The organism is Chryseobacterium sp. RR2-3-20 (assembly GCF_017808115.1).
Taxonomy (GTDB): domain Bacteria; phylum Bacteroidota; class Bacteroidia; order Flavobacteriales; family Weeksellaceae; genus Chryseobacterium; species Chryseobacterium oryzae.
In genome coordinates this window covers 11,762-37,170 of record NZ_JADQBD010000010.1, presented here as the reverse complement: position 1 = coordinate 37,170, position 25,409 = coordinate 11,762, and the positions used below count along the sequence as shown (strand labels likewise).

22 protein-coding genes and 1 pseudogene are annotated in these 25,409 nt (G+C 33.4%); 15 read left to right on the top strand and 8 right to left on the bottom strand.

Going from position 1 to position 25,409, the window contains the following annotated elements; genetic code table 11:
- Positions 1–22: 22 nt before the first annotated feature.
- The 4 genes from IV513_RS04290 to IV513_RS04275 all read left to right on the top strand — a co-directional run bounded on the left by IV513_RS04290 (position 23) and on the right by IV513_RS04275 (position 5,320).
- On the top strand, positions 23–1,918 hold the full coding sequence (locus IV513_RS04290) for a DUF3857 domain-containing protein (RefSeq protein ID WP_209389279.1): 1,896 nt from the start codon (positions 23–25) through the stop codon (positions 1,916–1,918).
- On the top strand, positions 1,919–3,856 hold the full coding sequence (locus IV513_RS04285) for a transglutaminase domain-containing protein (RefSeq protein ID WP_209389278.1): 1,938 nt from the start codon (positions 1,919–1,921) through the stop codon (positions 3,854–3,856).
- 81 nt (positions 3,857–3,937) lie between these two features.
- The gene (locus IV513_RS04280) at positions 3,938–4,747 is read left to right on the top strand and encodes an RsiV family protein (RefSeq protein ID WP_209389277.1); all 810 of its coding nucleotides are present in this window, start codon (positions 3,938–3,940) and stop codon (positions 4,745–4,747) included.
- A gap of 162 nt (positions 4,748–4,909) precedes the next feature.
- Positions 4,910–5,320 carry an META domain-containing protein gene (locus IV513_RS04275; RefSeq protein WP_209389276.1) on the top strand — a complete coding sequence of 137 codons (411 nt, stop codon included), beginning with the start codon at positions 4,910–4,912 and terminating at the stop codon, positions 5,318–5,320.
- Between the two features lie 56 nt (positions 5,321–5,376).
- On the opposite strand, the gene IV513_RS04270 is transcribed toward IV513_RS04275, so the two are convergent.
- Positions 5,377–6,645, bottom strand: a complete 1,269-nt coding sequence (locus tag IV513_RS04270; protein ID WP_209389275.1) for a DEAD/DEAH box helicase — start codon at positions 6,643–6,645, stop codon at positions 5,377–5,379.
- 263 nt (positions 6,646–6,908) lie between these two features.
- Between IV513_RS04270 and IV513_RS04265 the strand changes: the two genes are divergently transcribed.
- Positions 6,909–7,640: a methyltransferase domain-containing protein gene (locus tag IV513_RS04265; protein ID WP_209389274.1), complete on the top strand. Its 732-nt coding sequence runs from the start codon at positions 6,909–6,911 to the stop codon at positions 7,638–7,640.
- 100 nt (positions 7,641–7,740) lie between these two features.
- On the opposite strand, the gene obgE is transcribed toward IV513_RS04265, so the two are convergent.
- The 3 genes from obgE to hpt all read right to left on the bottom strand — a co-directional run bounded on the left by obgE (position 7,741) and on the right by hpt (position 10,070).
- On the bottom strand, positions 7,741–8,724 hold the full coding sequence (gene obgE / locus IV513_RS04260; protein WP_209389273.1) for a GTPase ObgE: 984 nt from the start codon (positions 8,722–8,724) through the stop codon (positions 7,741–7,743).
- A 79-nt stretch (positions 8,725–8,803) separates the two neighbouring features.
- Positions 8,804–9,382, bottom strand: a complete 579-nt coding sequence (locus IV513_RS04255) for an adenylate kinase (protein ID WP_209389272.1) — start codon at positions 9,380–9,382, stop codon at positions 8,804–8,806.
- 133 nt (positions 9,383–9,515) lie between these two features.
- Positions 9,516–10,070, bottom strand: a complete 555-nt coding sequence (gene hpt / locus IV513_RS04250; protein ID WP_209389271.1) for a hypoxanthine phosphoribosyltransferase — start codon at positions 10,068–10,070, stop codon at positions 9,516–9,518.
- Between the two features lie 218 nt (positions 10,071–10,288).
- On the opposite strand from hpt, the gene IV513_RS04245 reads away from it, so the two are divergent.
- The 4 genes from IV513_RS04245 to IV513_RS04230 all read left to right on the top strand — a co-directional run bounded on the left by IV513_RS04245 (position 10,289) and on the right by IV513_RS04230 (position 13,996).
- Entirely contained in the window at positions 10,289–11,191 is a 903-nt protein-coding gene (locus tag IV513_RS04245) for an ABC transporter ATP-binding protein (protein ID WP_209389270.1), read from the top strand.
- 2 nt (positions 11,192–11,193) lie between these two features.
- Positions 11,194–12,039 carry an ABC transporter permease gene (locus IV513_RS04240; protein WP_209389269.1) on the top strand — a complete coding sequence of 282 codons (846 nt, stop codon included), beginning with the start codon at positions 11,194–11,196 and terminating at the stop codon, positions 12,037–12,039.
- A gap of 131 nt (positions 12,040–12,170) precedes the next feature.
- A complete protein-coding gene (locus IV513_RS04235; protein ID WP_209389268.1) occupies positions 12,171–13,079 on the top strand; it encodes an NAD(P)/FAD-dependent oxidoreductase in 909 nt (302 codons plus the stop codon).
- A gap of 65 nt (positions 13,080–13,144) precedes the next feature.
- Positions 13,145–13,996 carry a diacylglycerol kinase family protein gene (locus IV513_RS04230; protein WP_209389267.1) on the top strand — a complete coding sequence of 284 codons (852 nt, stop codon included), beginning with the start codon at positions 13,145–13,147 and terminating at the stop codon, positions 13,994–13,996.
- A 133-nt stretch (positions 13,997–14,129) separates the two neighbouring features.
- Here IV513_RS04230 and IV513_RS04225 read toward each other — a convergent pair.
- A pseudogene (locus tag IV513_RS04225) lies at positions 14,130–15,410 on the bottom strand (dicarboxylate/amino acid:cation symporter).
- 178 nt (positions 15,411–15,588) lie between these two features.
- On the bottom strand, positions 15,589–17,274 hold the full coding sequence (gene ggt, locus IV513_RS04220; RefSeq protein WP_209389266.1) for a gamma-glutamyltransferase: 1,686 nt from the start codon (positions 17,272–17,274) through the stop codon (positions 15,589–15,591).
- 91 nt (positions 17,275–17,365) lie between these two features.
- Here ggt and IV513_RS04215 point away from each other — a divergent pair, with 91 nt between their 5' ends.
- The 6 genes from IV513_RS04215 to kbl all read left to right on the top strand — a co-directional run bounded on the left by IV513_RS04215 (position 17,366) and on the right by kbl (position 23,697).
- The gene (locus IV513_RS04215; protein WP_209389265.1) at positions 17,366–18,331 is read left to right on the top strand and encodes an NAD-dependent epimerase/dehydratase family protein; all 966 of its coding nucleotides are present in this window, start codon (positions 17,366–17,368) and stop codon (positions 18,329–18,331) included.
- Positions 18,332–18,345: 14 nt separating this feature from the next.
- The gene (locus IV513_RS04210) at positions 18,346–19,098 is read left to right on the top strand and encodes a polysaccharide deacetylase family protein (RefSeq protein ID WP_209389264.1); all 753 of its coding nucleotides are present in this window, start codon (positions 18,346–18,348) and stop codon (positions 19,096–19,098) included.
- A gap of 23 nt (positions 19,099–19,121) precedes the next feature.
- Positions 19,122–20,189: a DUF2891 domain-containing protein gene (locus IV513_RS04205; protein WP_209389263.1), complete on the top strand. Its 1,068-nt coding sequence runs from the start codon at positions 19,122–19,124 to the stop codon at positions 20,187–20,189.
- A 183-nt stretch (positions 20,190–20,372) separates the two neighbouring features.
- Positions 20,373–21,719, top strand: coding sequence for an ATP-binding protein (locus IV513_RS04200; protein ID WP_209389262.1), 1,347 nt, complete (start codon positions 20,373–20,375; stop codon positions 21,717–21,719).
- A 269-nt stretch (positions 21,720–21,988) separates the two neighbouring features.
- A complete protein-coding gene (locus IV513_RS04195) occupies positions 21,989–22,360 on the top strand; it encodes a septal ring lytic transglycosylase RlpA family protein (RefSeq protein ID WP_209389261.1) in 372 nt (123 codons plus the stop codon).
- A 143-nt stretch (positions 22,361–22,503) separates the two neighbouring features.
- A complete protein-coding gene (kbl, locus tag IV513_RS04190; protein WP_209389260.1) occupies positions 22,504–23,697 on the top strand; it encodes a glycine C-acetyltransferase in 1,194 nt (397 codons plus the stop codon).
- Positions 23,698–23,811: 114 nt separating this feature from the next.
- Here kbl and IV513_RS04185 read toward each other — a convergent pair whose 3' ends face one another.
- Together IV513_RS04185 and IV513_RS04180 are read right to left on the bottom strand one after the other, a co-directional pair.
- Positions 23,812–24,183 carry a hypothetical protein gene (locus tag IV513_RS04185; protein WP_209389259.1) on the bottom strand — a complete coding sequence of 124 codons (372 nt, stop codon included), beginning with the start codon at positions 24,181–24,183 and terminating at the stop codon, positions 23,812–23,814.
- Entirely contained in the window at positions 24,183–25,376 is a 1,194-nt protein-coding gene (locus IV513_RS04180) for an alanine dehydrogenase (protein WP_209389258.1), read from the bottom strand. Before IV513_RS04180 ends, IV513_RS04185 begins: the two co-directional genes overlap by 1 nt.
- Positions 25,377–25,409 lie beyond the last annotated feature (33 nt).

Genomic DNA, 25,409 nt, shown 5'->3' with positions numbered 1-25,409 from the left:
ATTTTTGAGAAAATAATAACTAATGATGAAATTATGGTGTATAGGAGCATTTTCTTTAGCTTCTTTTTACTATGCTCAAAATTATCCAGTATCCGAAATTAGTGATGTACTTAAAAAGAATGCAAGTGCTGTTATCAGGAATGAAAGTACAGTTTTGGAAATTAATAAAATAGATGAAATATTCTACCGAAATTCTTCAGCTATTACTGTAATCAACAAAGATGCAGTTGGTTTTTCTGTTCCTAAAATATATTATGAAAAAGGAAATACAGTTTCGAATATAAAAGTAACAATATATGATGAGAAAGGAGCTAAAGTAAAAAGCTACTCTAGAAGTGATTTCTCCGATGTTGCAGCAAATTCCCAAGGCTCATTTTATTCAGATAACAGGATGATGTATCTGTCTTACACGCCAACAAGTTATCCTTATACCATTGAGTTTAGTTACGATCAAAAAGATCAGAATACAGTCTTTATTCCAGATTTCATTCCCTATTATGGTTTTAATATTTCTTTACAGAAAAGCAGTTTTAAAATTATTAATAAATCAGGAATTAATTTACGTTCAAAAACTTATGATTCTCCTTTTGGCTTTGCTTCGGTAAATGTATCAGATGAGGATGGTGGTAAATTGTATACCTATCAGAATATTCCGGCGATGGATCATGAAGATATGGTTCCTAATCCACAAAAAATACTTCCAAAAGTAAGCTTTTCCTTAGATCAGTTTAGTTTAGTCGGAAAAAAAGGGAATATCACTACTTGGAAAGATTTTGGTTTATGGTATTATAACAATCTTCTGAAACCAGTTTCTGTGTCTACTCCGCAAATAAAATCTGAAATTGCTGCACTTAATCTTTCTGGATCTACGGAGGAAAAAGTGAAGAAAATCTATCAGTATATGCAGAGTAAAACAAGATATGTATTCGTAGCGTTGGGAATTGGAGGTTGGCAGCCAATGATGCCGGATGAAGTTCAAAAAAAAGGATATGGTGATTGTAAAGGTCTTACCAATTATATGAAAACACTTTTGGATGAAGCAGGAATAAATTCTTATTATGTAATTATTAATTCTAATTCTTCACCTATAAGTTTTGATGTTAATTTCCCAAAAATGGCAGGAAACCATGCGATTTTGGTAGTTCCCACAGAAAAAGGAAATATTTGGCTGGAAAATACATCTCAGGAAATGGCTTACAATCATTTAAGTTTCAATACGACGGATAGAAATGTTTTAGCTGTAAAACCAAATGGAATCGACATCATGGAAACTCCAGGTTATTCTTCTCAGCAGAATAAAGAAAAACAGGTATTAAATGTTCAGCTAAATCCGGATAAAACAATCACAGGAAATGGGAAATTTACTTATACAGGAAATCAGTATGATTTTAATTTAGTATTTGCCGGATTAGGGCAAAGCGAAAAAAATAATACCATAAAAAATAGGCTCAGTACTTTAGATTTTGAAAAGATTGAGATGTCTGATTTCAAAAATAACAGAGATTTAGGAACAATCGATTTTGATTTGAATTTCAAGGCTGTTAATTATTCTAAAAACGTGGGTTCTAGTTATATTTTCAGAGCTGTTCCTATTTATACGAATTCTATATATCATCAAAATGAAAAACGAAACCTTCCTTTTGAAATTCGTTTTTCTTATGAAGATGAATATGAAATTATTTATAAGCTTCCGCTAGGATATACTATTGAAGAAATGCCGGAAAATGGAAGCATTAATTCAGAATTTGGCAGTTATAAAATATCTTTCGAAAAGAAAGAAGATAAGCTTATTGTAAAAAGGTTTTTTCAGGTAAACAAAGGGCTTTTTCCTAAAGAAAAGTATAATGACTATGTAAGTTTCAGAAAAAAAATTATGAATTCCGACAACTCAAAAATTTTAATTTCAAAAAAATCTTAAATGAGAAATATAATCATCCTATTTGCTGTATTTTGTATGAGTACAGCTCTTTTTGCACAAGAACAAAAATTCTTGAAGATGCCTAAGTTTAATAAAGATGATCTTAAAAAAGAAAAATCTGAAATCGAACCGAAAGCTCCAGCAGAAATATTGTATCGCTCCATACACTTCCGCATAGATAATAACACCGGAAACCTTATTAAAGAGTATACTTATCGTGTGAAAATCTATGACAAAGACAAATCTGAAGATTGGCATAATCTGGAGGTTTCTCTTTATGATAACAATTCCGGAGACCGTGAAGTTTTGTTGAATATGAATGCATTAGTTTACAATCTTGAAGGAGATAATGTAGTAGAATCTAAAGTGGATAAAAGTTCAAAATTCAGATCGAAAGAAAATAAATATAGAACCGTTAATAAATATGCATTTCCCGCTATAAAAAATGGGTCAATTTTAGAGTATCATTACGAAGTTTCTTCACCTTTTGGATATGAAATTCCGTTGATTTATATTGAATTGGATATTCCTTCGGTGTATACAGAATATGTTCTAGACTCACCAATACAAGTTTCTTATAATGTAGATTTTACAGGAAGTCTAGTTCCGAAATACCAAACCGTTAAAGAAGAAATAATGTATGGATCGCAGTATAAGACTTATAGATTTGCTTATAATAATCTTAAAAGTTTTAAGACTGAGAAATTTGTGAAAAATAATGATAACTACAGAACAAAAATCAGAGCTGAACTTCATTCAACCTACATTGGCAATAATCTTAAAGTGTATACTTCTACTTGGGAGGATATTAGAAAGAAATTATGGGATCATGAAGACTTTGGATCTCAGTACAAAAAAGATAGATTGGTAAAAGACTTGCTACCTGCAGCAATTCTGGATGAAAAAAATAATCTTACTAGAGCCAATAAAATTTTAGAATTTGTAAAGACTAACTTTACATGGAATCAAAATAATGGTATTTATGCAGAAAATGGAGTAAGAGATCTTATCAAAAATAAGACAGGGAATGATTCTGATCTTAATTTAATGTTGACAGCAATGTTCAGGAGTGCGAATATCACTGCTTATCCTATTCTTATTTCTACTGTGAGGAATGGAAGCGTTAATTTAACATTCCCTAATTTAGGCAATTTTAATTATGTAATTGTAGGAGCAGAAATAAACAAAGTATTTTATCTTTTTGATGCAACCTCGAAACAATCACAGGCTAATCTTTTACCATCACGAGTATGGAATGATAATGGGCTTTTAATGAAAGACGACAAAGCAGAAATTATTTCGCTTACAAATATTTATATAGGACATAATAGTCATACTGTTAAAGCAAAAATAAATCCCGATGGAACTGTGTCAGGTGCATATCAGGATCAAGATGAAGGTATGTTTGCTATGAATGCAAAAGAAAATTTTGATGAAAATCCGGATAAGTATAAAAAACAATATAAGGAAAACTTTTCAGTGGATTTCGGGAGTGTCAACTCTAGAGTTATAAATGAAGAAGAGTTTCGATCTACTATGGCCTTTACTTCAAATAATATGATTGATGTTATAGGAAAAAAAATGATTCTGAATCCTCTTTTATTTTTACAACAAACTAAAAATGATTTCGATCAGCAGGATGAAAGAAAATATAGGATAGATTTTATTTCACCAATGAGTAAAACAAAGATTGTAGAAATAGAAATTCCTGAGGGATACGATGTTGCTGAATTGCCAAAAAATAAAAAAATCGTTACTGAAGATAAAGAAATTAGCTATTCTTATACTATTGAGAAAAAAGATAATAAAATTCTAACAGTTTCAGAATATAATATTGCAAGTGGAAATTATCCTAAAGAATATTACCCGGCATTCAAACAAATTTGGAAGGTAATTTCGGATTGTGAAAGCCAAGTCATGAGCTTAATTAAGAAATAATAGATTATTATTTTTAAACAAATTTTAAAAACCATTCATTTTGTGAATGGTTTTTGCATTTTGATAGGAAAATTAATTCTTATGAAAAGTAATGTTCTTCCCATTTTGTTTTCTGTTTCTTTTCTTTTTACTGCTTGCCAAAAGACTGATTTAAAAACAGAAAATAAAAGTGCAGAAAAATTTGCCAAAGATTCTCTTAAAGTAAATGATTCTGTAAAAGTAAACGAAAAGTTATCTTTGAAATACGAATCGAAAGTGCTTTTATTTCCTTCCATAACAGATAAATCGCTATTGGATAGTATTTATTACGACAAAAAAGGAATTTCAGATTTTTCAAAACAAGGTTTAACTTCTTTTATAGAAAAAGAAAAAAATAATTATTTTTCATCTTTAAAAGGTAGAGATGAGGATTGGATGAAAGATTTACCCAACCCTCAAACTTGGGATTCAAGTTCTTTAATGAAGCTGAAATCTCTTTCCGACGATTTTCTTCAGATTGAATATATGTTCAGTTCTTATGAAGGCGGAGCTCACGGCAATTATGGTTTTGCAAACAGAGTATTCGATTTAAAAAACAATAAAAAAGTTCAGCTTACAGATATTACATCCATAAAAACTTTGAAGCTTCAGGAATTATTGAAGAAAAATATCAATAAAATTCCTAGTGGAACAACTGATGATAAAGGAAATGTTAAAAATTCTGATATGCTTCTGGTAGACGTTATTCCTGCAAATAATAATTTCTATTTTGATGATAAAAATCTTTATTTTCATTACAGCCCTTACGAAATAGCCGCATTTGCGGCAGGTGATATTGTAATCCCCGTTTCTTGGCAGGAATTGAAAGGTACACTTAATCCTCAGTTTGCTGAAAGAATGAAAATTCAATAAAAATAAATTACTCAACCATATTTTTCTTCAATTCCAAGAAAATATCAATGAAGACTAAGAATATTTCAAACATATTTGCGTAAATTTGGCTTATTCTAGCTTATAATAAGCTTTTTCAAATCTTTTTGAATTTCAAATTAATCCTAAAAGTAAAATTTTAAAATGAAAAATATTTTTTTAAGTATATGCACATTTGCTCTTTTGGCATCTTGCGGAACGACCAAAAATGCTTCTGCTGCAAAAGTAGGAAAGGAGCAACCATCTATTGTCAATACGAAATGGGCTTTAGCAGATAACGTAAAAGGACAGATTCCTACGTTACAGATTGAAGGTTCAAAAATTAACGGAAATTCTGGCTGCAACAGATTTTTTGGTGGAGTAGTGATGGATACTACATCTGGAAAATTTGAAACTTCTGGGGTGGGTTCTACCAGAATGGCTTGCAACAATATGTCGGTAGAAAAGAATTTTCTGGATATGCTTCAGAAAGTTAACAAATATGTTGTTTCTGGAGATACTTTAGAATTGTATCAGGATAATCTCTTGCTTTTGAAATTTAACAAATCTGAATAGATTACTGTATTTATAAATAAAAAAGGCTGTCTTAGAAATTTAGACAGCCTTTTATTTTACTTTTTGCGAGAAAAATTGCTTTTGTTTTTCGGTTTTTTAAATCCAATATCTTTTCTCTGTTGAGTTGGATGGGATGATTTCGGTTTCGGTACAAAAGGTTTATTATTAGAATCTCTTTTTTGTACAACCAAATCATCTGTATGGTATGGATGGTCTTTTACTACAGGAATTTTCATTCCGATTAGTTTTTCGGTATCTTTTAGATTAAGCAAATCTAAACCGTCTACAAAAGATATTGAACTTCCTTTTGCACCAGCTCTACCGGTTCGTCCAATTCGGTGCACATACGTTTCGGCAACATCAGACAATTCAAAATTAATTACATATTTCAGCTCATCAATATCAATACCTCTTGCAGCAATATCTGTAGCAACCAATATTCTTGTTTTGCCTGATTTGAAGTTGTTTAAAGCATTCTGCCTTGCATTCTGCGATTTATTACCATGAATTGCCTCTGCCGTAATCTGGCTTTGCTGAAGCTTTCTCGCAATTTTATCCGAACCATGTTTTGTTCGGGCAAAAACAAGTACAGAATCTGAAATATTATTTTTTAATATATGAGTGAGGAGGTCTAGTTTGTTTTCTTTTTCAACAAAATAAACCGCCTGTTTTATGGTTTCTGCAGTAGAAGAAATGGGTGTTACAGAAACTTTTATAGGAGTATTCAGGATAGAATCTGCAAGTTTTTGAATTTCCGTAGGCATAGTAGCCGAAAAGAAAAGTGTTTGCCTTTTCTGAGGCAAAAGCTTAATAATTCTTTTTACATCATGCACAAAACCCATATCCAGCATTCTGTCTGCCTCATCCAAAACAAATATTTCCAGATTTTTTAAGCTGATGATTCCCTGTGCAACAAAATCTAATAATCTTCCGGGTGTGGCAACCAAAATATCTACTCCTTTTTTAAGGGCAGCTTCTTGGTTTCCTTGTTTTACTCCACCAAATATTACCAGTTTTCTTAATGGTAAATTTCTGCCGTATGCATTGAAACTTTCTTCAATCTGAATGGCAAGTTCTCTGGTTGGCGTAAGAATTAAAGCTTTGATGAAATTATTTTTCGGAGCTTTTCTTTCTGTAAGATTTTGAAGAATAGGAATGGCGAAAGCCGCTGTTTTTCCTGTCCCGGTCTGGGCGGTTCCCAAGACATCTCTGTGTTCTAATATGGAAGGTATTGCCTGTTCCTGAATGGGAGTTGGCTTTTCGTATCCTTCAGTTTGAAGCGCATCTAAGATGGGCTTAATCAATTTTAAGTCGGTAAATAACAAATTCTTAATGTGTATTAAATAATGCGGGTGAAGTAGTTTACTTCATCATTTTTAGCAGATCTGCTAAAATTATTAACAGAATTTTAAAGCCATATCAATGAGCTTTATGGCTGAGAATGCCGCGAAATATAATGCAAAGATAGTGTAAAAATTTCATAAAGCTCTATTTCAGCTTTTTTCGGGTTGTCAGGATACTTTAATTCTTCAAAAACCGATTGAGTTCGTATAAATTTTTGTTATTTTGAAGTCAGAAAAACGTTTACATGTATAATTTTTTAAAATCGATTGTAAAGAATATTATTCCTCAGAAATTGCTTATTGAAAATGAGGATAATTTCAGAAAGTTGCTAAAGCCTTTCTATAAAGGAAAAAATTATGAATGTAATATTTGCACAACTCAACTGAAAAAATTTGCTGAGTTGGAAAACGGACAGTTAATTTGCCCAGTCTGCGGAAGTTTACCGAGAACACGGAGACTCAACCAGCTTTTAGAACAGAAATATCTAAAGCCCAATATGCTTTTTCTTGATTTTTCACCTTCCAGAATGTTGTATAAAAAATGGAAAAAAAGAAATGATATTTCTTATTTTCCAAACGATTTTGAAAACGAATTTCTTTCGGATTATCATTTTGATATTACCAATATTAATACCGAGAACGAAAAGTTTGATCTTGTGGTTTGTTACCATATTTTAGAGCATATTGTTGACGATCAAAAAGCAATGTCGGAATTGTACAGGGTTTTGAAAACTAACGGAACTGTTTTAATTCAAACGCCTTTTAAAGACGGAGAAATTTATGAAGATTACAGTATTAATTCTCCTGAAGGACGTTTGAAGTATTTCGGACAGGAAGATCATGTAAGAATTTATTCGGTTTCAGGTTTGGAAAACAGGCTGAAAAATGCCGGATTTAAAACTGAAGTAAAAGTCTTTGATGAAAATGAATATTTAGGTTTTTCAAAAAATGAAACGGTAATTGTTTGCGAAAAATAATTGTAAACTTTTTCTTCTTATTTTCTGAAAATCAAAATGAACAAACCTCGAAATGCATTTCGAGGTTTGTTTTTATTTTAGCGAATAAAATCAATATTTTTTATCCGTGAAGTCTTTTCCAAATTGCATCTTTAAGTTCCATTAATCCTTCTCCTGTTACACCTGAAAAAAATAAAGGCTTTCTGTTTTCCGGAAACTCTGCTGAGATTTCTTTTTTCAGTTCATCATCTAAAAGATCAGATTTAGAAACCGAAATAATAAAATCTTTATCTAAAAGTTCAGGATTGTACTCTTTCAACTCGTTCTCAAGAATTTTAAATTCCTGAAAATGATCTTCAGAATCCGCAGGAATGAGAAATAAAAGGATAGAATTTCTTTCAATATGTCTTAAAAAACGATGTCCCAAACCTTTACCTTCGGCAGCTCCTTCAATAATTCCCGGGATATCTGCCATTACAAAAGATCTGTAATTTCTGTAATCTACAATTCCTAAATTGGGGGTTAAAGTAGTAAATGCATAATTGGCAATTTTCGGTTTTGCAGCAGAAACAGAAGATAAAAGAGTAGATTTTCCCGCATTTGGAAAGCCTACTAATCCTACATCTGCAAGAATTTTAAGCTCGAAAACGACGAAGCCTTCCTGTCCTTCCATTCCAGGTTGTGCAAAACGTGGAGTTTGGTTGGTAGAAGATTTGAAGTGCTCATTTCCTTTTCCGCCCATTCCGCCTTCCATGAGGATAATTTCCTGTCCGTCCTCCAGAATTTCACCAATGATTTCGCCTTCTTCATTTTTTGCAATAGTTCCGATAGGAACTTCTATGTAAACATCTGCTCCGTAAGCTCCAGTAAGTTGGTTTTTTCCTCCGTTTTCACCTCGTTCTGCTTTTATGTGACGGGTGTAACGTAGTGGAAGTAAAGTCCATTCATTAGCATTTCCTTTCATGATGACGTGTCCGCCACGACCTCCGTCGCCACCATCAGGTCCTCCTTTAGGAATATATTTTTCGCGACGTAGATGGGCAGAACCTGCACCGCCATGACCGCTTTTACAATGGATTTTTACGTAATCTACAAAATTTGACATATTTTTTTACTTAGGATTTAGGGCTTAGAGCTTAGAATTTAGGTTAATACCTGTTACCTAATTTCTAAACCCTAATTCCTTATTTTACTTTTTCTACTTCAGCGAAAAGTTTTTCTGAAATTTCATTGATGTCTCCAACACCGTTAATTTCTACATATTTACCTTGCTGCTTGTATAATTCGGCTACTTCGGCAGTTTTTGCGTAGTATTCTTTAATTCTGTTTTCTATGATTTCTACATTACTGTCATCAGATCTTCCACTCACTTCACCTCTTTTCAGTAATCTTTCTACTAAAATTGAATCTTCTACAACCAAAGAAAGACAAACATCAATCTCATCATTCAGTTCTTCTTTTACTATTTTTTCCAAAGCTTCTGTCTGAACTGCTGTTCTAGGATACCCATCAAAAATAAATCCTGCGGCATCGGTAGGTTTTCTTATTTCATCAACCAACATATCTGTGGTTACCTGATCGGGAACCAATTCTCCTTTGTCGATGTAGGATTTTGCCAATTTACCCAGTTCGGTATCGTTTTTCATGTTGAATCTGAAAAGATCACCTGTAGAAATTTGTTTCAGATTAAATTTGTCGATAAGGTTTTGAGCTTGTGTACCTTTTCCGCTTCCCGGAGGACCAAACAGAACAATGTTTATCATAATGTTAAGTGCTTTTTGCAATAGGCGTCTGGCTTTTGCAGGGTGCTTTTGCTTTTAGCTTTTTTAAGTTATTATTAAATTTATTTCTAATTTAAGTTGGGGCTAAAAGCTATCAGCTTTCAGCCAACAGCGCTTAATGGTTAATCTGTCCGTCTTCTAACTGGTAAAGATTTGGTAGGTTTCTTCCTAATTCATCATAATCTAAACCGTAGCCGAGAACAAATTTGTTAGGAATTTCTTTTCCAATATAATCCAGCTTGAAATCTTTTTTATAAACTTCAGGTTTTAATAGAAAAGAAGCCAGTTTTACAGATTTAGGACGCTGTGTTTCGGTGAAATATTTAAAAAGACTTTCTACAGTATTTCCCGTATCTACAATATCTTCTACCAAAATGATGTGGCGGTCTTTAATATCTTTGGTTAATTCCATTTTCTGATAAACAATTCCCGTAGATTCTGTTCCTACATAAGAACTCATTTGGATGAATGCTATTTCGCAGGGACCGGGATAATGTTTCAGAAGATCGGAGAAAAACATGATTACTCCATTCAGTACACCCACAAAAATTGGTGTTTCGTCTTTGTAATCTTCGTATATTTTTAAAGCGGTTGCTTTTACAATTTCCTGAATTTCGGCGTCCTTTAGATAGGGTACAAAAGTTTTGTCGTGTACTTGTATACTTTCCATAAAATTTTTCGTAGGATGCAAAGTTACGTTTTTTTGATTAAAAAATGATGTTCCTTTTCAATCGCAGTCTAATAATAGAATAAGAGTATTTATTTCCGAGAAACAAGAATTTTCTTTAATATTTTTATTCAGATTAAGGAAACAGCAAACTTATTTTTCTTTTCTGTAACAATTGGTCTAAATTTTAGACTTTTTACATATAACTTAACTCAAATTACATGGAAAAAGTTTTATCAGTAAAGAATCTGACGAAAAAATTCAAAAGAGTGGTGGTGAACAATATTTCTTTCGATGTAGAAAGAGGAAATGTTTACGGACTTCTCGGTCCCAACGGAAGTGGGAAATCTACTACTTTCGGAATGTTGCTTTCCACCATTAATCCTACAAGTGGCGACTGGTTTTGGTTTGGTAAAAAAGGAACCGATCCCGAAACTTTAAAAAGAATTGGAGCGATTATAGAGCAGCCCAATTTTTATCCTTACCTAAGTGCAGAAACTAATCTTAAAATTGTTGCAGAAATAAAGGGAACTCCGTCTGCAAGAATTGATGAAGTTTTGAACATGGTTAAGCTTCTGGAAAGGAAAAAAGATAAATTCAAAACTTTTTCGTTAGGGATGAAACAGCGTTTAGCCATTGCTTCTGCTTTGCTGAATAATCCTGAAGTCCTTATTCTGGATGAACCAACCAACGGACTGGATCCGGAAGGAATTATTCAAATTAGAGAAATTATTGGTTCTATTGCACAACAGGGTATTACTATTATCATTGCGAGTCATCTTTTGGATGAAATTGAAAAAATTTGCAGCCATGTAATTGTTCTGAAAGAAGGAACGGCGATTTATTCGGGAAGAGTAGATGAAATGACCAGCAATCAGGGCTTTTTTGAACTGAAAGCAGATCAAAATACCGCATTATTGAGTGCTTTGGAAGAATTGCAGTGGTTCAGTTCTGTTTCTACTGAAGGTGATATGGTTAAAGCACAAATTCGCGATGATGCTTCTATTTCTGCTTCAGCACTCAATCAGAAATTAGCAGAGAAAGGTATTTATCTTTCTCACTTGGCAAAGAAAAAGAAATCTTTAGAAAATCAATTCCTAGAACTTGTAAAAAACAAACAATAATCATGATGAAGCTATTAAAATTAGAATATTATAAAAACCTGAATTACACTCCATTTAAGGTTTTTACAATTATGTATTTTGCCATTCTTGTTATCTTTCTTTTTATGGGTTTGGCAGATCTGGAAATTTTTGGCAGTACAATTAATTTAAAAGAACAGGGAATGTATAATTTCCCTGAAATTTGGAATTTTACCACCTATATTGTGGCATTGCTGAAGATATTTTTAGGACTAATCATTGTTTTCTCCATTTGCCAAGAATTCAGCAACAGGATGTTTAAACAAAATACAATAGACGGACTGAGCAGAGAAGAGTTTATCGGTTCAAAGCTTCTTACGATAAGTATTTTTACTATTATTTCTACAATACTTGTTTTCGGAATTACTTTGTTTTTAGGGCTGAATTATTCTAAAACTACCGATTCTGCATTGGTGTATCAGGAAATGTACTTCATAGGAAGTTATTTTCTTAAGTTGTTTACATTCTTCTGTTTTCTGATGTTTTTATCTATATTGTTAAGAAAATCTATGTTTGTGTTTTTGGCATTTTTCGCATTATGGGTTGGCGAATCTATTATTGGCGGAATAGAAACTTTTGCAAAAGTTCAAGGCACACAGATGGCAGAAAGAAATGAAATTCTTCAGCATGATTTTTTCTTCAGTAAGTTACTTCCGTTAGAAAGTATGTCTAGTCTAATTCCTAATCCTATGTTCAGGCTTAATATGGCAAAAGCATTAGGTTTAAAATACGAATTTACTTACCCTATAGACAGTCTTATTGCCTGTGTCGTTTGGTGCGGTTTGTTTATTTTAGGCTCTTATTTAATACTAAAGAAAAGAGATTGGTAATTCATCAATATTATTCAAATTAAAAGTGATTCTTCGGAGTCACTTTTTTTATGATTTTACCATAGGAATTTTATAAAATCTTGGTTCACTTTTTATATATCTTTGTGTACCAATTAAACCAAAAATTAGATATGAAAAATTCAGATTTATTGGATGTTATTATCGTTGGCGGAAGTTACGCCGGGCTTTCTGCAGCAATGTCTTTAGGAAGATCTTTGAGGAAAGTTTTAGTTCTGGATAACGGAAAGCCATGCAGCCGCCAAACACCCTATTCTCATAATTTTATTACTCATGATGGCGAAAAACCTTTAGAAATTTTGAAAACTGCAAAAAAACAGGTTGAAAATTATGATACAATAACATTTTTTGAAGGATTAGCTATAGAAGGGAAAAAAACAGAAAATGGTTTTGAAGTTATTACGGAAAACGGCGAATCGTTCAAAGCCAAAAAGCTGATTTTTGCTACAGGAATTACAGATGATATTCCGAATATTAAAGGATTTAAAGAATGTTGGGGAATTTCCCTTATTCATTGTCCATATTGCCACGGTTACGAATTCCGAAACAGAAAAACTGCAATTATTGCCAATGGCGACAGAGGTTTTCATCTTTCTTCAATCCTAAAAAACCTTACGGATGACATTACCATTTTTACGAGAGGAGAAGCTTGTTTTACTGACGAGCAACTTCAGAAACTTTCTGAAAATAAAATCTCCATCATCGAAACAGAGATTGAAGAAATGGTTCATCATAAGGGAAGTGTTGATTATTTGAGCTTGAATAACAGCAAAAAATTGAATTTTGATGCCGTTTACGGAGCATTTCATTTCAAACAGCATTCGGATATTCCCGGATCTTTAGGTTGCAAGTTTACAGAGCATGGTCATTTGGTCGTAGATCATAAACAAATGACGACAGAAGCCGGAATTTATGCATGTGGAGACAACTCCAGTATTCTGCGGTCGGTTGCCAATGCTGTACATACAGGAAATTTTACAGGAGCAATGGTGAATATGGAGCTAAGTAATGAAGTTTTTTGAGGATATGGTAAGATTAACACAGTTTAATGCTTTCCAATACATTTCCATTTTATAATTTTGCGGGAATGGAAAGAATTGCGTTTATCATTAATCCTTTTTCGGCGAAGAAAAATTATCATCCGTTTCTTAACGATCTGAAATCTAGGGTAAAAGATCCTTTATATTATATTTCGGAATCTATACAGGGAACCGATGAATTTATTTTAAAACATTTTAATGATGTTGATATTTTTGTAGCAATAGGCGGAGATGGAACCATTTCAACCGTTGCCCAGAATCTTATTAATACTGAAAAAATTCTCGCTATTTTCCCGGCAGGTTCAGGAAATGGATTTTCCAACGAAACACAGTTCAGTAAAAATTTAGGAGAGCTTTTAAAGAAGCTTGAAGATAAAAAATCGAGAAAAATAGATACTTTTACGGTTAACGGAAAGCTCTCTATTAATGTTTCAGGGACAGGTTTCGACGGAAAAGTGGTGAAAGAGTTTGAAAAAACCACACGTGGATTCAAAAATTACATTAAAGTTTCCCTGAAAACATTTTTCAGTTATAAACCCATCAAGCTGAAGTTTTTTGATGAAAATTATAAGCAGTACAACGGAAAATATCTAATGATTAATATTGCCAACACCCGTCAGTTTGGTAACAATGCTTATATTGCCCCAATGGCGAGTAAAAGCGATGGTTTGGTGGATATGGTTTTGGTAAAGAAATTTCCGATTACTTATTCTCCTTTTTTTGCGTTCAGAATGTTTACCAAAAAACTGAAAGAGGACAATTACATCACGTATTTACCGGTTTCAGAAATAGAATTTAAAGTCAATACTAAAAATTGGCATCTGGACGGGGAATTCAACAAAATTAAATCTCCCATTCATATAAAAGTGCAGCCTTCGAGCCTAAATATTTTGATTTAAAGGTCTGTTTATTTAAATATTTAATTAAGATTAACTTAGATGTAAACTTGTTTAAGTAATAGAAAACTTGCTTAAATGGTTTATTAAAGTGTTTTACTGTTAGGAAAAAAAATAATTTAAATCATCCCTTAAATTAAACTTCAAGTTTATCTTCAATTTTATTAGGATTGTCGAGGGCAAACTGTAATTGTTGTTTGTCTAACTGCTTTTCCCAATTGGCGACAACTACTGTGGCAACCGAATTTCCGATAACATTGGTTAAAGCACGGCATTCACTCATAAATTTATCTATTCCCAGAATTAAAGTCATTCCTGCAATAGGAATTTCGGGGACTACCGCTAAAGTCGCAGCTAAAGTAACAAATCCGGCTCCGGTAACTCCGGCTGCTCCTTTAGAGCTCAGCATCGCAACCAAAAGCAGCATCAGCTGTTTTTCGATGGAAAGATCAATCCCTAAAGCCTGTGCAATGAATAGCGAAGCCAATGTCATGTAAATATTGGTTCCGTCGAGATTGAACGAATATCCTGTAGGAACCACCAAGCCAACAATTGCTCTGGAACAGCCGGCTTTTTCCAGTTTTTCCATAATTCCCGGAAGTGCAGATTCTGAAGAGCTTGTTCCTAAAACCAAAAGAAGTTCTTCTTTTAGATAATAAATGAGTTTAAATATATTGAACCCATTGTACCATGCAACTGTACCCAAAACCAAGACTACAAATAGAATAGAAGTTATATAAAACGTGCCAACAAGAAAAATTAAATTTAAAACTGATGCAAGACCATATTTTCCAATTGTAAATGCCATCGCTCCGAAAGCGCCAATAGGAGCCAACTTCATCAACATGTGTACAATTTTGAATATCGGAGTAGAAAGCGACTGTAGTAATTCTGTAATTTTTCCGCTTTTTTCTTTTGTTAAAACCAAAGCTACTCCCATAAGAATTGCCACCAGCAAGACCTGCAGAATATTTTCTCCAACTAACGGACTAAACAGGGTTTCAGGAATAATATTCATCATAAATCCTGTAAGGGTAGTATCGTGTGCTTTTTGCTGATACTGAGAAATGTCTCCGGATAAACTTGCGGGATTTATATTTAAACCAGCTCAGGGCTGAATAACATTTCCTACAATTAATCCTATAATTAAGGCTAAAGTAGAGAACGTGAAAAAATAAATCATTGCTTTTATTGCAATTCTTCCCACTTTCTTCAAATCTGTCATGTGAGCAATTCCTAAAGTAAGCGTAATGAAAATGACAGGAGCAATAATCATTTTTACCAGTTTTATGAATCCATCACCCAATGGTTTCATTTTTTCACCCATTTCAGGATAAAATTTTCCCAGAAGAATACCTGCAATAATTGCGATGATAACCTGAAAATAAAGCTGTTGGTATATTTTTTTTGCTTTCAAAGAGAATGTTTTTATTAGGATTGAAATTTAATAAAATTTGTTTAAATAGAAGGCTAATACAGCAATTCAGTTTCGGCTCGGGCGACGCCCGAGCCGAAACTGAATAATTCTAATAAAAATATTACTCTATAAAATGATGAAGCCTATTTGATTTGACAAAAATTAACTGAAAACTGAATTATTCCACCGCAACAGAATCGTCGCCACGCCCGTCTGCAACGGCATTAATATTTCCATTTTCATCAATTAGAATCATTTCAGTTCTTCCTATCTGTTTTACTTTTTCAGATTTATAGCCTAACTTTTCGAGCTCATTCACAGTAGATTCTGGAAAGTTTTTTTCAAAAGCTACAGTTTCAGGTAACCATTGGTGGTGAAATTTGGGACTGTTTACGGTAATATTGGCATTCAGTTTAAAATCAATTACATCAACAATAGTTTGGTAAACAGAGGTCGGAATGGTAGTTCCTCCCGGTGTACCAACAATGATAATGGGTTTTCCGTTTTTCAAAACAATAGTAGGAGTCATAGAAGAAAGCATTCTTTTATGAGGCTGAATAGAATTTGCTTCTCCACCCACTGCTCCAAACATATTGGGAACACCCGGTTTTACAGAAAAATCGTCCATTTCATTATTCAGGAAAAAACCGGCTCCCGAAACAACAACTTTACTGCCATATAAGCCATTCAGAGTAGTGGTAACCGAAGCAGCATTTCCCTCTTTATCAATTACAGAGATATGCGTAGTTTCCGTAGATTCTTTAGGTTGAGGAATAATTTTTCCAACTTCAGAGCTTAAGGTTGCTTTATTGAAGCTGAAGTTTTTCCATCTGTTTTTAAGATACTCATCAGAAATAAGGTAGGAAGTTTTATCTTCAATAAAATCCGGATCGCCCATATATTCTGCTCTGTCGGCAAAAGCTCTCCGTTCTGCTTCCACCATAATCTGAACAGCTTTCACAGAATTTTGTTGATGTTTTTCTAAATTTTCGAATTCCGCCATTTTCAGCATTTGAGCAAGTAATATTCCGCCACTGGAAGGCAATGGCATAGACACGATGTTATTGCCTTTATAATTGAAATCTAATGGTTTTCTTTCGGCAACTTTATAATTTTTTAAATCATCAAGACTAATGATTCCGTTGCCTTTTTTCATTTCAGAAACGATAAGATTAGCGGTTTTTCCTTCATAAAAACCTTTTGCACCCAATTTTTGAATTAATTTTAATGATTCTGCAAGCTCTTTTTGGGTTAAAATATCTCCTGCTTTCCAAGGAATAGGTTTAACAAAAACGATAGACGAAGAATTGTGTTTCTTAAAATTTTCTTGGTTAGAATTTAATAAATCTGCTTCTTTTTCTGTGATTGCAAACCCTTTTTCGGCTAAATCTATAGCTGGCTGAATCAATTGACTCATTGGGAGTTTACAATATTTCAATGTAGCAAAAAATCCGGCAACACTTCCCGGAATTCCCACTGCTAATCTTCCGTTTTGAGAGAGATTGGTATCGGCTTTTCCGTTTTTGTCGATATACATATCATGGCTGGCTTTTTGGGGAGCCGTTTCACGGTAATCAATGGTGAATTTTTCTCCCGTACTTTTTACTCCTACAAGAAAACCGCCTCCACCTATATTTCCTGCTTGAGGATAAACTACTGCCAAAGCATATTGTGTAGCAACAATAGCATCGTAAGAATTTCCTCCGAGTTTTAAAATTTTTGCTCCAGCTTCACTTGCCAATGGATGAGCAGAAACTACAACACCTTTATTTTTTACCCTAACTTCTTTTACAATGGTAATGTCTTTATACTGAGCCGAAAAAGAATGGCTCATCATAATACATAGAAACAAGATTTTTTTCATCTGTAAATTTTATAATCTAATTTACAATTTTGTTTTCTTATCGTAAGCAAAATTTTTACTTTTGCTTATAATCAACTAACAGTAAATAAAAATGGAGTCCTTCACGGAAAAAATACTTATAACAGGAGCTTTAGGGCAAATCGGAACAGAACTTACCAATAGACTTGTAGAAATTCATGGTGCAGAAAATGTTGTAGCTTCGGGTTTAGACAGATTTCAGCAGGGTATTACATCGGCAGGATACTACGAAAGAATGGATGTAACCAATACGCAATTGGTAAGACAGGTTATTAAAGATTACGAAATAACAACGGTTTATCATTTGGCTTCTCTTTTGTCCGGAACTTCAGAAAAACAGCCGATTTTTGCATGGAAACTGAATCTTGAGCCTTTATTACATTTTTGTGAAATGGCAAAAGAAGGATTGATAAAAAAGATTTTCTGGCCAAGCTCTATTGCCGTTTTTGGTAAAGGAATTCCAAAAGAAAATGTTGGGCAGGATGTGGTTCTTAATCCTACTACTGTTTACGGTATTTCTAAAATGGCAGGCGAAAAATGGTGCGAATATTATTTTGATAAATATGGAGTAGATGTTAGAAGTATCCGTTATCCTGGGCTTATTTCCTGGAAAACTCCCGCAGGTGGAGGAACTACAGATTATGCAGTTGAAATTTTTTACGAAGCAATTGAAAAAGGAAAATATACAAGTTTTATTTCTGAGAATACGGGAATGCCGATGTTGTATATGGATGATGCCATTAATGCAACACTTAAACTGATGGATGCTCCCAAAGAAAGTTTAACAGTTCATACTTCTTACAATCTTGGCGGAATGTCTTTTACTCCTAAAGAATTAGCTGAAGAAATTAAAAATGAAATTAAAGATTTTGAGATAGATTATAAGCCAGACTTCAGACAGGCAATTGCCGATTCTTGGCCGGCTTCTATTGATGATTCTGTAGCTAAAAAAGATTGGGGATTGTCTTACGATTTCGGAATTTCTGAAATGACAAAAGATATGATTAAAAATCTTAAGGTTAAGCTAAACAAAAATTAAGCTTCCCAATTTGCATGATATTACTTACGTTTAACATAATTTCTATCGAAGCCGAAACCCAAAAAGGCTTTGAGATTTCCAACGAGGAAAGATTACAGATTACGCAAAGTAATACAAGGGCAATTTTGAGAATTTTAGATATCCATGATATTAAAGCAAGCTTTTTTGTAGAAATTTCTATTATTGAGAAGCTTAAAGATCTTTTAAAAGCAATCTCGGCTCAAGGGCATGAGATTGCTTTTTACCATCAAAACAGTTCTTTGGAAAGGGTAGAGCTTGTAAAACATAGTATTCAGGATGTTCTCGAAAAAAATATAAGAGGAATTCGTTATAAAAACAACAGTTTTACGTTACAGGAGCTGAAACAGTCTGGGTTTAATTATGTTTCAGCGATAGATCATGCAGATATTCTCTTTCCGTTCAAACGGCTTAAGAAATCTCCGGAGATTATAGAAGAAGATGGAGTAAGCATTATTCCGGAAAGTATTTCTCCTTACAGTCAGCTTCCGTATAATGATTTTGTTTTTCAGGTTTTGCCTATGAAATATTATCAGAATATGGTCTTCGAAACTTTGAAAAAAGATGATTTTGTAATGATTTACTTAGATTCTTGGCAATTTACAGATGTCAATAAACATCATTTTAAGATACCTTTCCACAGAAAATGGAATTTAGGAAAAAAAATGGAGGATAAATTGGAGTCTTTTCTAAGTTGGATCAACGAAAAAGAAATGGCTACTTCCCGTGTGAAAGATTATATTTTCTAATATTGAAACTCTAAAAATATCTTATGAGAAAATATTTTTTGGCAATCACTATTTTCCCTTTTGGAGTTTTTGCTCAGGAAGTTCCGAAACTTTCAGACGAAATGGCGATAAAGCTATCTGAAAAACCGCTACACTGCATTACTCAGGAATATCCTAATAAAACTGCACATATCATCAATAATTCTGATGAGGTTGCATTAAGTCCTAAAGATTTGCATCCCAGTTTTTATGGGTGTTTCGATTGGCACAGTTCTGTTCACGGACATTGGATGTTGGTAAAATTGTTAAAATCTAAACCACATCTTTCTGTTGCAAAAAATATTGAGTCAATTTTGGAAAACTCTCTTACCAAAGAAAATCTTCAGACAGAAGCCGATTATTTTACCAAATATCAGCTTACAGCAACTTTCGAGAGAACTTACGGTTGGGCTTGGCTGCTTAAGCTGGATGAAGAACTTACTACTTGGGATAATCCTAAAGCGAAGATTTGGCATCAGAATTTAAAGCCTTTAACAGATAAAATTCTGGCTTCTTGGAAATCTTTTCTTCCCAAACAAACTTATCCCAACAGAACGGGTGTGCATCCCAATACTGCTTTTGCGATGGGATTTGCAATAGATTGGGCAAGAGCCAACAAAGATTCTGAATTTGAAAAGCAACTTACCGAAAAGGTAAAATATTTTTATTTGAAAGACGAAAAAACGCCTGCATATCTTGAGCCGGATGGATCCGATTTCTTTTCTCCCAGTTTGGAAATTGCAGACTTAATGAGAAGAGTGCTGCCTCAAAAAGATTTTGTGCAGTGGCTGAATACATTTTATGATCAACGAAGTCTAAAAAATATCGAAAAAATACCTGTAGTAAGTGATTTGAATGATTTTCAGACCGTTCATCTGGTGGGATTGTCTTTTTCTAAAGCTTGGTGTATGAAAGGCGTTGCCAAAAGTCTTCCGGAAAGTCATCCTTTGAAAAGAGATTTTCTGAAAACAGCCAATATTTTCCTGAATAATGGTTTACCTTTACTTTTTCAAGGTAATTATGGTGGCGATCATTGGTTAGCCAGTTTTGCGGTGTATGCACTGGAAGAATAATCCTTTATTTGCTTTAATTTCATTTAAAAATTCATTTTTAGTTTGATGATTTTTAAAATCTTCAAAAAAAATCATATTTTTAAAAGAATAAAAATGGTTTCTTCAATCTGAATATTATGGAAGTTCTAAATTTCGATAATGGTTCAAAGATTGTAGCTTTCTGAAATCTATACCAATCTAATTATGAAATTAATACAACTCGCAAAAGAACTGAATGTTTCTCCGGAAGCCATAAAATGCTTTATACAGGATTTTGATCTTGATCTTACAGATTGTATTTCAACTAATTTCGAAGTAAAGGAAGATTTCGAAAAATTTGCCCGTGAAAATTCCGAATTTTTAAAGCAATATGAAAAAGATTTAGATAAAAACAAGACGGTAGAACAGATTGCAGAAACCATCAATCAGCCCAAAGAAAAAATAGAAAAAGCAATTAAAGAAAATAATATATTCGATAACGGATTTTACCGCTCGTCTGTTTCCAGTTACGGAATAGATAAAAGATTAGGAGGCAATTATAAATTTGTTTACGACTATTTCGGGAATAAAACCAGTCTTCAGAAAAGAGATTTTATCGGGTACAGAGATTTGTTTTTTTACATTTCGGAAGTTTTGGAACCTTTTCTCAATCCTCAGCAGATTAAAGATTGGGGAATTTATAAACCTGCCGGAATTATTCTCTACGGGCCTCCCGGAAGCGGAAAAATTTTCTGGGCTAATAAGATTGCAGAAATTATCAATTATCAGTTCAAGGAAATCAAAAAGTACGATCTCGGAATTTCTTTCGTGAATGGAAATGAAACCAATTTCAACGATTATTTGTTAGCGATAATGAAGCACGATCGGGTTTTGCTTTTTCTGGAAGATTTTGATGAAATCATGATGCAGCGAAAGGCAGAAAATAATATTTCGTATGCCAATCTCGAAGCTCAGGAAATGGTGTTGCATCATATTTCTAAATTTGAAAGTGAAGATATACTGATGGTAGGTTCTGCAAATTCGGTTTCAGATATTGATGAGGAAATACTTGCACCAGGAAGATTTGATGTTTTGATTCCCGTTTTCCCGCCTAATGCGACAGAGAGAGCCGAAATAATCTTATTTCAGATTACCAGAAATTTGGATAAAGATTCTCTTTTGTATAAAATTCTTAAAAACAATCAGGCTGACAAAATTCCTTTCTGGAATAATGTGGCTTCTCAGATGAAAGTTTTCAGCAATACGATGCTAATAGATTTCACGCAGAGTTTGAAAAAAAGAATTAAAAATGCATATCAGAAAAGTAAAAATGAAAATCTGATTATTGATGAAAATCTTCTTCATGGAGCTTTAAGAGATGCTGCCGCAAAGCTTACCAACGAATATCTCGACTTGGTAGAACAGTTTTTGGCCGATGCTGTTCTGAATAATTTAGATTACTTTCAAACCAGAATTCAGGCAGTTAAAAATGAATTGGAAACTTATAAAATTGTAGAAGAACCTCGAAGAGCTATTGGATTCCAGAGTCAGAGTGATGAAGAAAGCAAATAAGTTGTTTTTTAATTTGGTTGTAATTTGTTAATAATCAGAATGTTGTATATTTGTGTTAAACTAAAATATAATTTTTTGTTAATTCTCTTAACTTTTAATTCTCTTTTTTAACATTCTTTAACATCATATCCTTAAGCCTTTAAAATAAGCTGTTTAGCGAAAAAATTAGTATATTTTTATGATTTTGTTAACTTTTATTAACGTTTGAACTAGGCAAGTAAAAAGTTTCCCTATACTTTTGCCTCGTCAAACAAGTAAAAAAGTTCAAAGTGATGAAAAGATTTATTCTCGTAATCATAATGATGATTTCAACCTTCGGTATTTATTCTTTCAAGAATGATGCCGCAGATGCGAAGAAAACAAGTTATGCGTCTTACTACCACAGTAAATTTAATGGTAGAAAAACAGCCAGCGGAGAGATTTTTGATAATAAAAAACTTACCGCAGCTCACAGAACAATTCCTTTTGGTACTGAAGTAAAAGTTACCAATCTGAATAATGGAAAAGAGGTAATCGTAGTGATTAATGACAGAGGACCTTTCCATTCTTCAAGGGCATTAGATATGTCTAAGGCGGCGTTCGAAGAAATCGGAAACACCAATCAGGGTACTATTCCGGTTGAATATGAAATTGTCGATTAATTTATGATTTAATTAAAAAAAAACAGGTTTCAATAATTTGAGACCTGTTTTTTTATGACTTTTTCACAGCCCATATTTGCATTGTTTTTAGCGGATTTGTTTAAAGGCTTTTTAGTAAATTAGCACCAAATAAATTTAATTATATGATTTCAGCAAAATATCTTGAAAACTTACAGAACGAACTCAAAAATATAGAGAATGATGGTCTTTATAAGAGAGAAAGAATCATTACATCCCAACAAAGTGCAGAAATAGAGGCGAACGGGAAGAAATTGCTGAATTTTTGTGCCAACAATTATTTAGGTTTATCCAATAATCCGGAAGTGATGAAAGCTTCTCAGGATATGATTGAATCTCATGGATACGGAATGTCTTCGGTACGTTTTATTTGTGGAACGCAGGATATTCATAAGCAACTGGAAGAAAAAATATCAAAATTCTTAGGTCTTGAAGATACAATACTTTATGCAGCATGTTTTGATGCCAATGGAGGAGTTTTCGAACCCTTATTTTCTGAAGAGGACGCTATTATTTCGGATGAACTGAATCATGCTTCTATTATTGATGGTGTTCGTCTTTGCAAAGCGGCAAGATACCGTTACAAAAACAACAATATGGAAGATTTGGAAGCACAGCTTATCGCCGCTTCTGAAAAAAATCACAGATTTAAAATTATTGTTACCGATGGCGTTTTTTCTATGGACGGTATTGTTGCAGATCTAAAAGGAGTTTGCGATTTGGCAGATAAATATGATGCACTTGTAATGGTAGACGATTCTCATGCTACCGGATTTATCGGAAAAACAGGTCGCGGAACACACGAAGCCAATGAAGTAATGGGAAGAGTAGATATTATTACTTCTACACTAGGAAAGGCTTTAGGAGGGGCTTTAGGAGGATTTACTTCAGGAAAAAAAGAAATTATTGATATGCTGAGACAACGTTCCAGACCTTATTTATTTTCTAATTCTCTTGCACCGGGAATTGTGGGAGCTGCAATGAAGGTTTTGGATATGATTTCGGATGATACTTCTCTTAGAGACAAAGTAATGCAGAATGCAGAATATTTCAGAACCCAAATGAAAGCAAAAGGCTTTGATATTCCTGATGGAGATGCTGCGATTGTTCCGGTAATGCTTTATGATGCACCGTTATCACAAAAAATGGCAGAGAAACTGATGGATGAAGGAATTTATGTAATCGGGTTTTTCTATCCTGTAGTTCCAAAAGGTAAAGCCAGAATAAGAGTTCAACTTTCGGCAGCCCATACTCAGGAGCATTTAGATAAAGCTATTGCTGCTTTCGAAAAAGTTGGAAAAGAGTTAGGAGTTATTTAAATTGGATTCATATACCTAAAAAAAGCCACTGAAAAATTGTTCAGCGGCTTTTTTTTGTATTTTAAACTGATAATAAAATATCAGAAATTCAGAAAATTGATATTACTTTCTAAATTATGGAAGTTTTTTTAGGGAAAGTAAAACTGCTTTATTTTCACACTTTTCGAAAGTAATTTCGTAGGCAGGTTTTTTTTCCGGATACGTTAAAAGATAGTCTGGACAAGGTTTTTTCTGAGCATGGCTTTTGTCGAAATCTATTTTCCCGTTGGTAATAATGCTGTCTTTCAGGAATTTTTCGTTGATTTTTAAAGCATTCATCTCTGTTTTGAATTGATCTGAATATTCAAAATCTTTAGAAAGTGTTTCGGCAATAACCCTGCTGTTGGGTAAATAACCACTGCAGCTTACACCTTTTTTATTAAGTACAAAAAAAACGATAATAAGTCCGGGAACCAGACCAATTACAAAGAATTTTATTTTTTTCATTAGAAAATTAAAAGATTGATGTCGTGATACGTAAGTCCGAAACGGTCGCAGATTACTTTTTTAGTATGTCGCCCTTTGTACATATATAAGCTTTGCTTCATTTCATTTTTGCGTAAAAGCATATTTTCGAAACCACCTTCTTCGTCATAATTCAAAATATAAGAAAGAAAGAAATTAGAAATTGCCTTGGTTGTGGTTCTCGGCATTTTTGAAGTTAAATTCGGAAGTCCACAATGGATTACGCCATGTTTTATAATATACGGATCTTCCATTGTTGTAAGTTCGGAAGTTTCTATTGCTTTCCCGTTGTCGATTCCGATGTCTATAATAACACTGCCTTTCTTCATTTTCATTACCATTTCTTCGGTAACAATAGGCTGCATATTGAGTCTCGGTAAAGCTCCGATAACCACATCTGCTCTTCTTAAGCTCTTGCTGAGCTCTTTAGGATCGATTATTGAAGTAGGAACTCTGCTGTCTACCAAAGTATGAAGCCTTCTCAGTTTGGAAAGAGAATTATCGAAAACTTTTACACTTGCCCCTAAACCTATGGCAGCTTTTGTTGCAAATTCTCCTACAATTCCGGCTCCTAAAACCACTACTTCCGCAGGTCGAACACCGGTTATTCCGCCAAGCATTAATCCATTAGACAATGCTAATAATTCTGATGAATAAAGAATAGAAACAGTACCGGCAATTTCCCCGATTAACCTCACTAATGTGAGTTGTTTGTATTCGTCTGCAATAAATTCGAACGCAATAGCATTAATTTTTTTCTCGGCGAGTTTCAGAAAATAATCTTTATCTCTTAAGTTGATCTGTAGAGCAGAAACAAGATAAGAATTAGGTTTAAGATATTCTGTTTCTTCTTCTGTGGGAGGGTTAATTTTAAGAACCAAATCCTGAGCAAAAGCTTCTTTAGGATCTTCTGTAATTCTGGCTCCAGATTCTGAATATTGTAAGTCGGTAAAGAATGAGCTTTTTCCTGCACCAGATTCTACAATAATTTCGTGACCATGTTCTACCAAAACCTGTACAGCATCTGGCGTAATACACGTTCTTCTTTCGTTGAGACAGGTTTCTTTTGGAATTCCTATACTGAATTGTTTCCCTTTTTTAATTACATCCAGTTTTTCTTCTTTCGGCATCAGTTCTTCTTCTGAAAAAGGTGTAAAAATATGTGTAGTACTCATGATTATTCAATTAAAGACTTACTATTTTTATCA

Bases quoted from the DNA above. Each gene is read 5' to 3' on its own strand.
- IV513_RS04255 (WP_209389272.1), bottom strand. From the start codon at position 9,382: ATGATAAACATTGTTCTGTTTGGTCCTCCGGGAAGCGGAAAAGGTACA.
- obgE (WP_209389273.1), bottom strand. From the start codon at position 8,724: ATGTCAAATTTTGTAGATTACGTAAAAATCCATTGTAAAAGCGGTCAT.
- IV513_RS04200 (WP_209389262.1), top strand. From the start codon at position 20,373: ATGAAATTAATACAACTCGCAAAAGAACTGAATGTTTCTCCGGAAGCC.
- IV513_RS04230 (WP_209389267.1), top strand. From the start codon at position 13,145: ATGGAAAGAATTGCGTTTATCATTAATCCTTTTTCGGCGAAGAAAAAT.
- kbl (WP_209389260.1), top strand. From the start codon at position 22,504: ATGATTTCAGCAAAATATCTTGAAAACTTACAGAACGAACTCAAAAAT.
- IV513_RS04290 (WP_209389279.1), top strand. From the start codon at position 23: ATGATGAAATTATGGTGTATAGGAGCATTTTCTTTAGCTTCTTTTTAC.
- IV513_RS04210 (WP_209389264.1), top strand. From the start codon at position 18,346: ATGATATTACTTACGTTTAACATAATTTCTATCGAAGCCGAAACCCAA.
- IV513_RS04245 (WP_209389270.1), top strand. From the start codon at position 10,289: ATGGAAAAAGTTTTATCAGTAAAGAATCTGACGAAAAAATTCAAAAGA.
- IV513_RS04265 (WP_209389274.1), top strand. From the start codon at position 6,909: ATGTATAATTTTTTAAAATCGATTGTAAAGAATATTATTCCTCAGAAA.
- IV513_RS04205 (WP_209389263.1), top strand. From the start codon at position 19,122: ATGAGAAAATATTTTTTGGCAATCACTATTTTCCCTTTTGGAGTTTTT.
- ggt (WP_209389266.1), bottom strand. From the start codon at position 17,274: ATGAAAAAAATCTTGTTTCTATGTATTATGATGAGCCATTCTTTTTCG.
- hpt (WP_209389271.1), bottom strand. From the start codon at position 10,070: ATGGAAAGTATACAAGTACACGACAAAACTTTTGTACCCTATCTAAAG.
- IV513_RS04185 (WP_209389259.1), bottom strand. From the start codon at position 24,183: ATGAAAAAAATAAAATTCTTTGTAATTGGTCTGGTTCCCGGACTTATT.
- IV513_RS04240 (WP_209389269.1), top strand. From the start codon at position 11,194: ATGATGAAGCTATTAAAATTAGAATATTATAAAAACCTGAATTACACT.
- IV513_RS04280 (WP_209389277.1), top strand. From the start codon at position 3,938: ATGAAAAGTAATGTTCTTCCCATTTTGTTTTCTGTTTCTTTTCTTTTT.
- IV513_RS04215 (WP_209389265.1), top strand. From the start codon at position 17,366: ATGGAGTCCTTCACGGAAAAAATACTTATAACAGGAGCTTTAGGGCAA.
- IV513_RS04180 (WP_209389258.1), bottom strand. From the start codon at position 25,376: ATGAGTACTACACATATTTTTACACCTTTTTCAGAAGAAGAACTGATG.
- IV513_RS04235 (WP_209389268.1), top strand. From the start codon at position 12,171: ATGAAAAATTCAGATTTATTGGATGTTATTATCGTTGGCGGAAGTTAC.
- IV513_RS04275 (WP_209389276.1), top strand. From the start codon at position 4,910: ATGAAAAATATTTTTTTAAGTATATGCACATTTGCTCTTTTGGCATCT.
- IV513_RS04285 (WP_209389278.1), top strand. From the start codon at position 1,919: ATGAGAAATATAATCATCCTATTTGCTGTATTTTGTATGAGTACAGCT.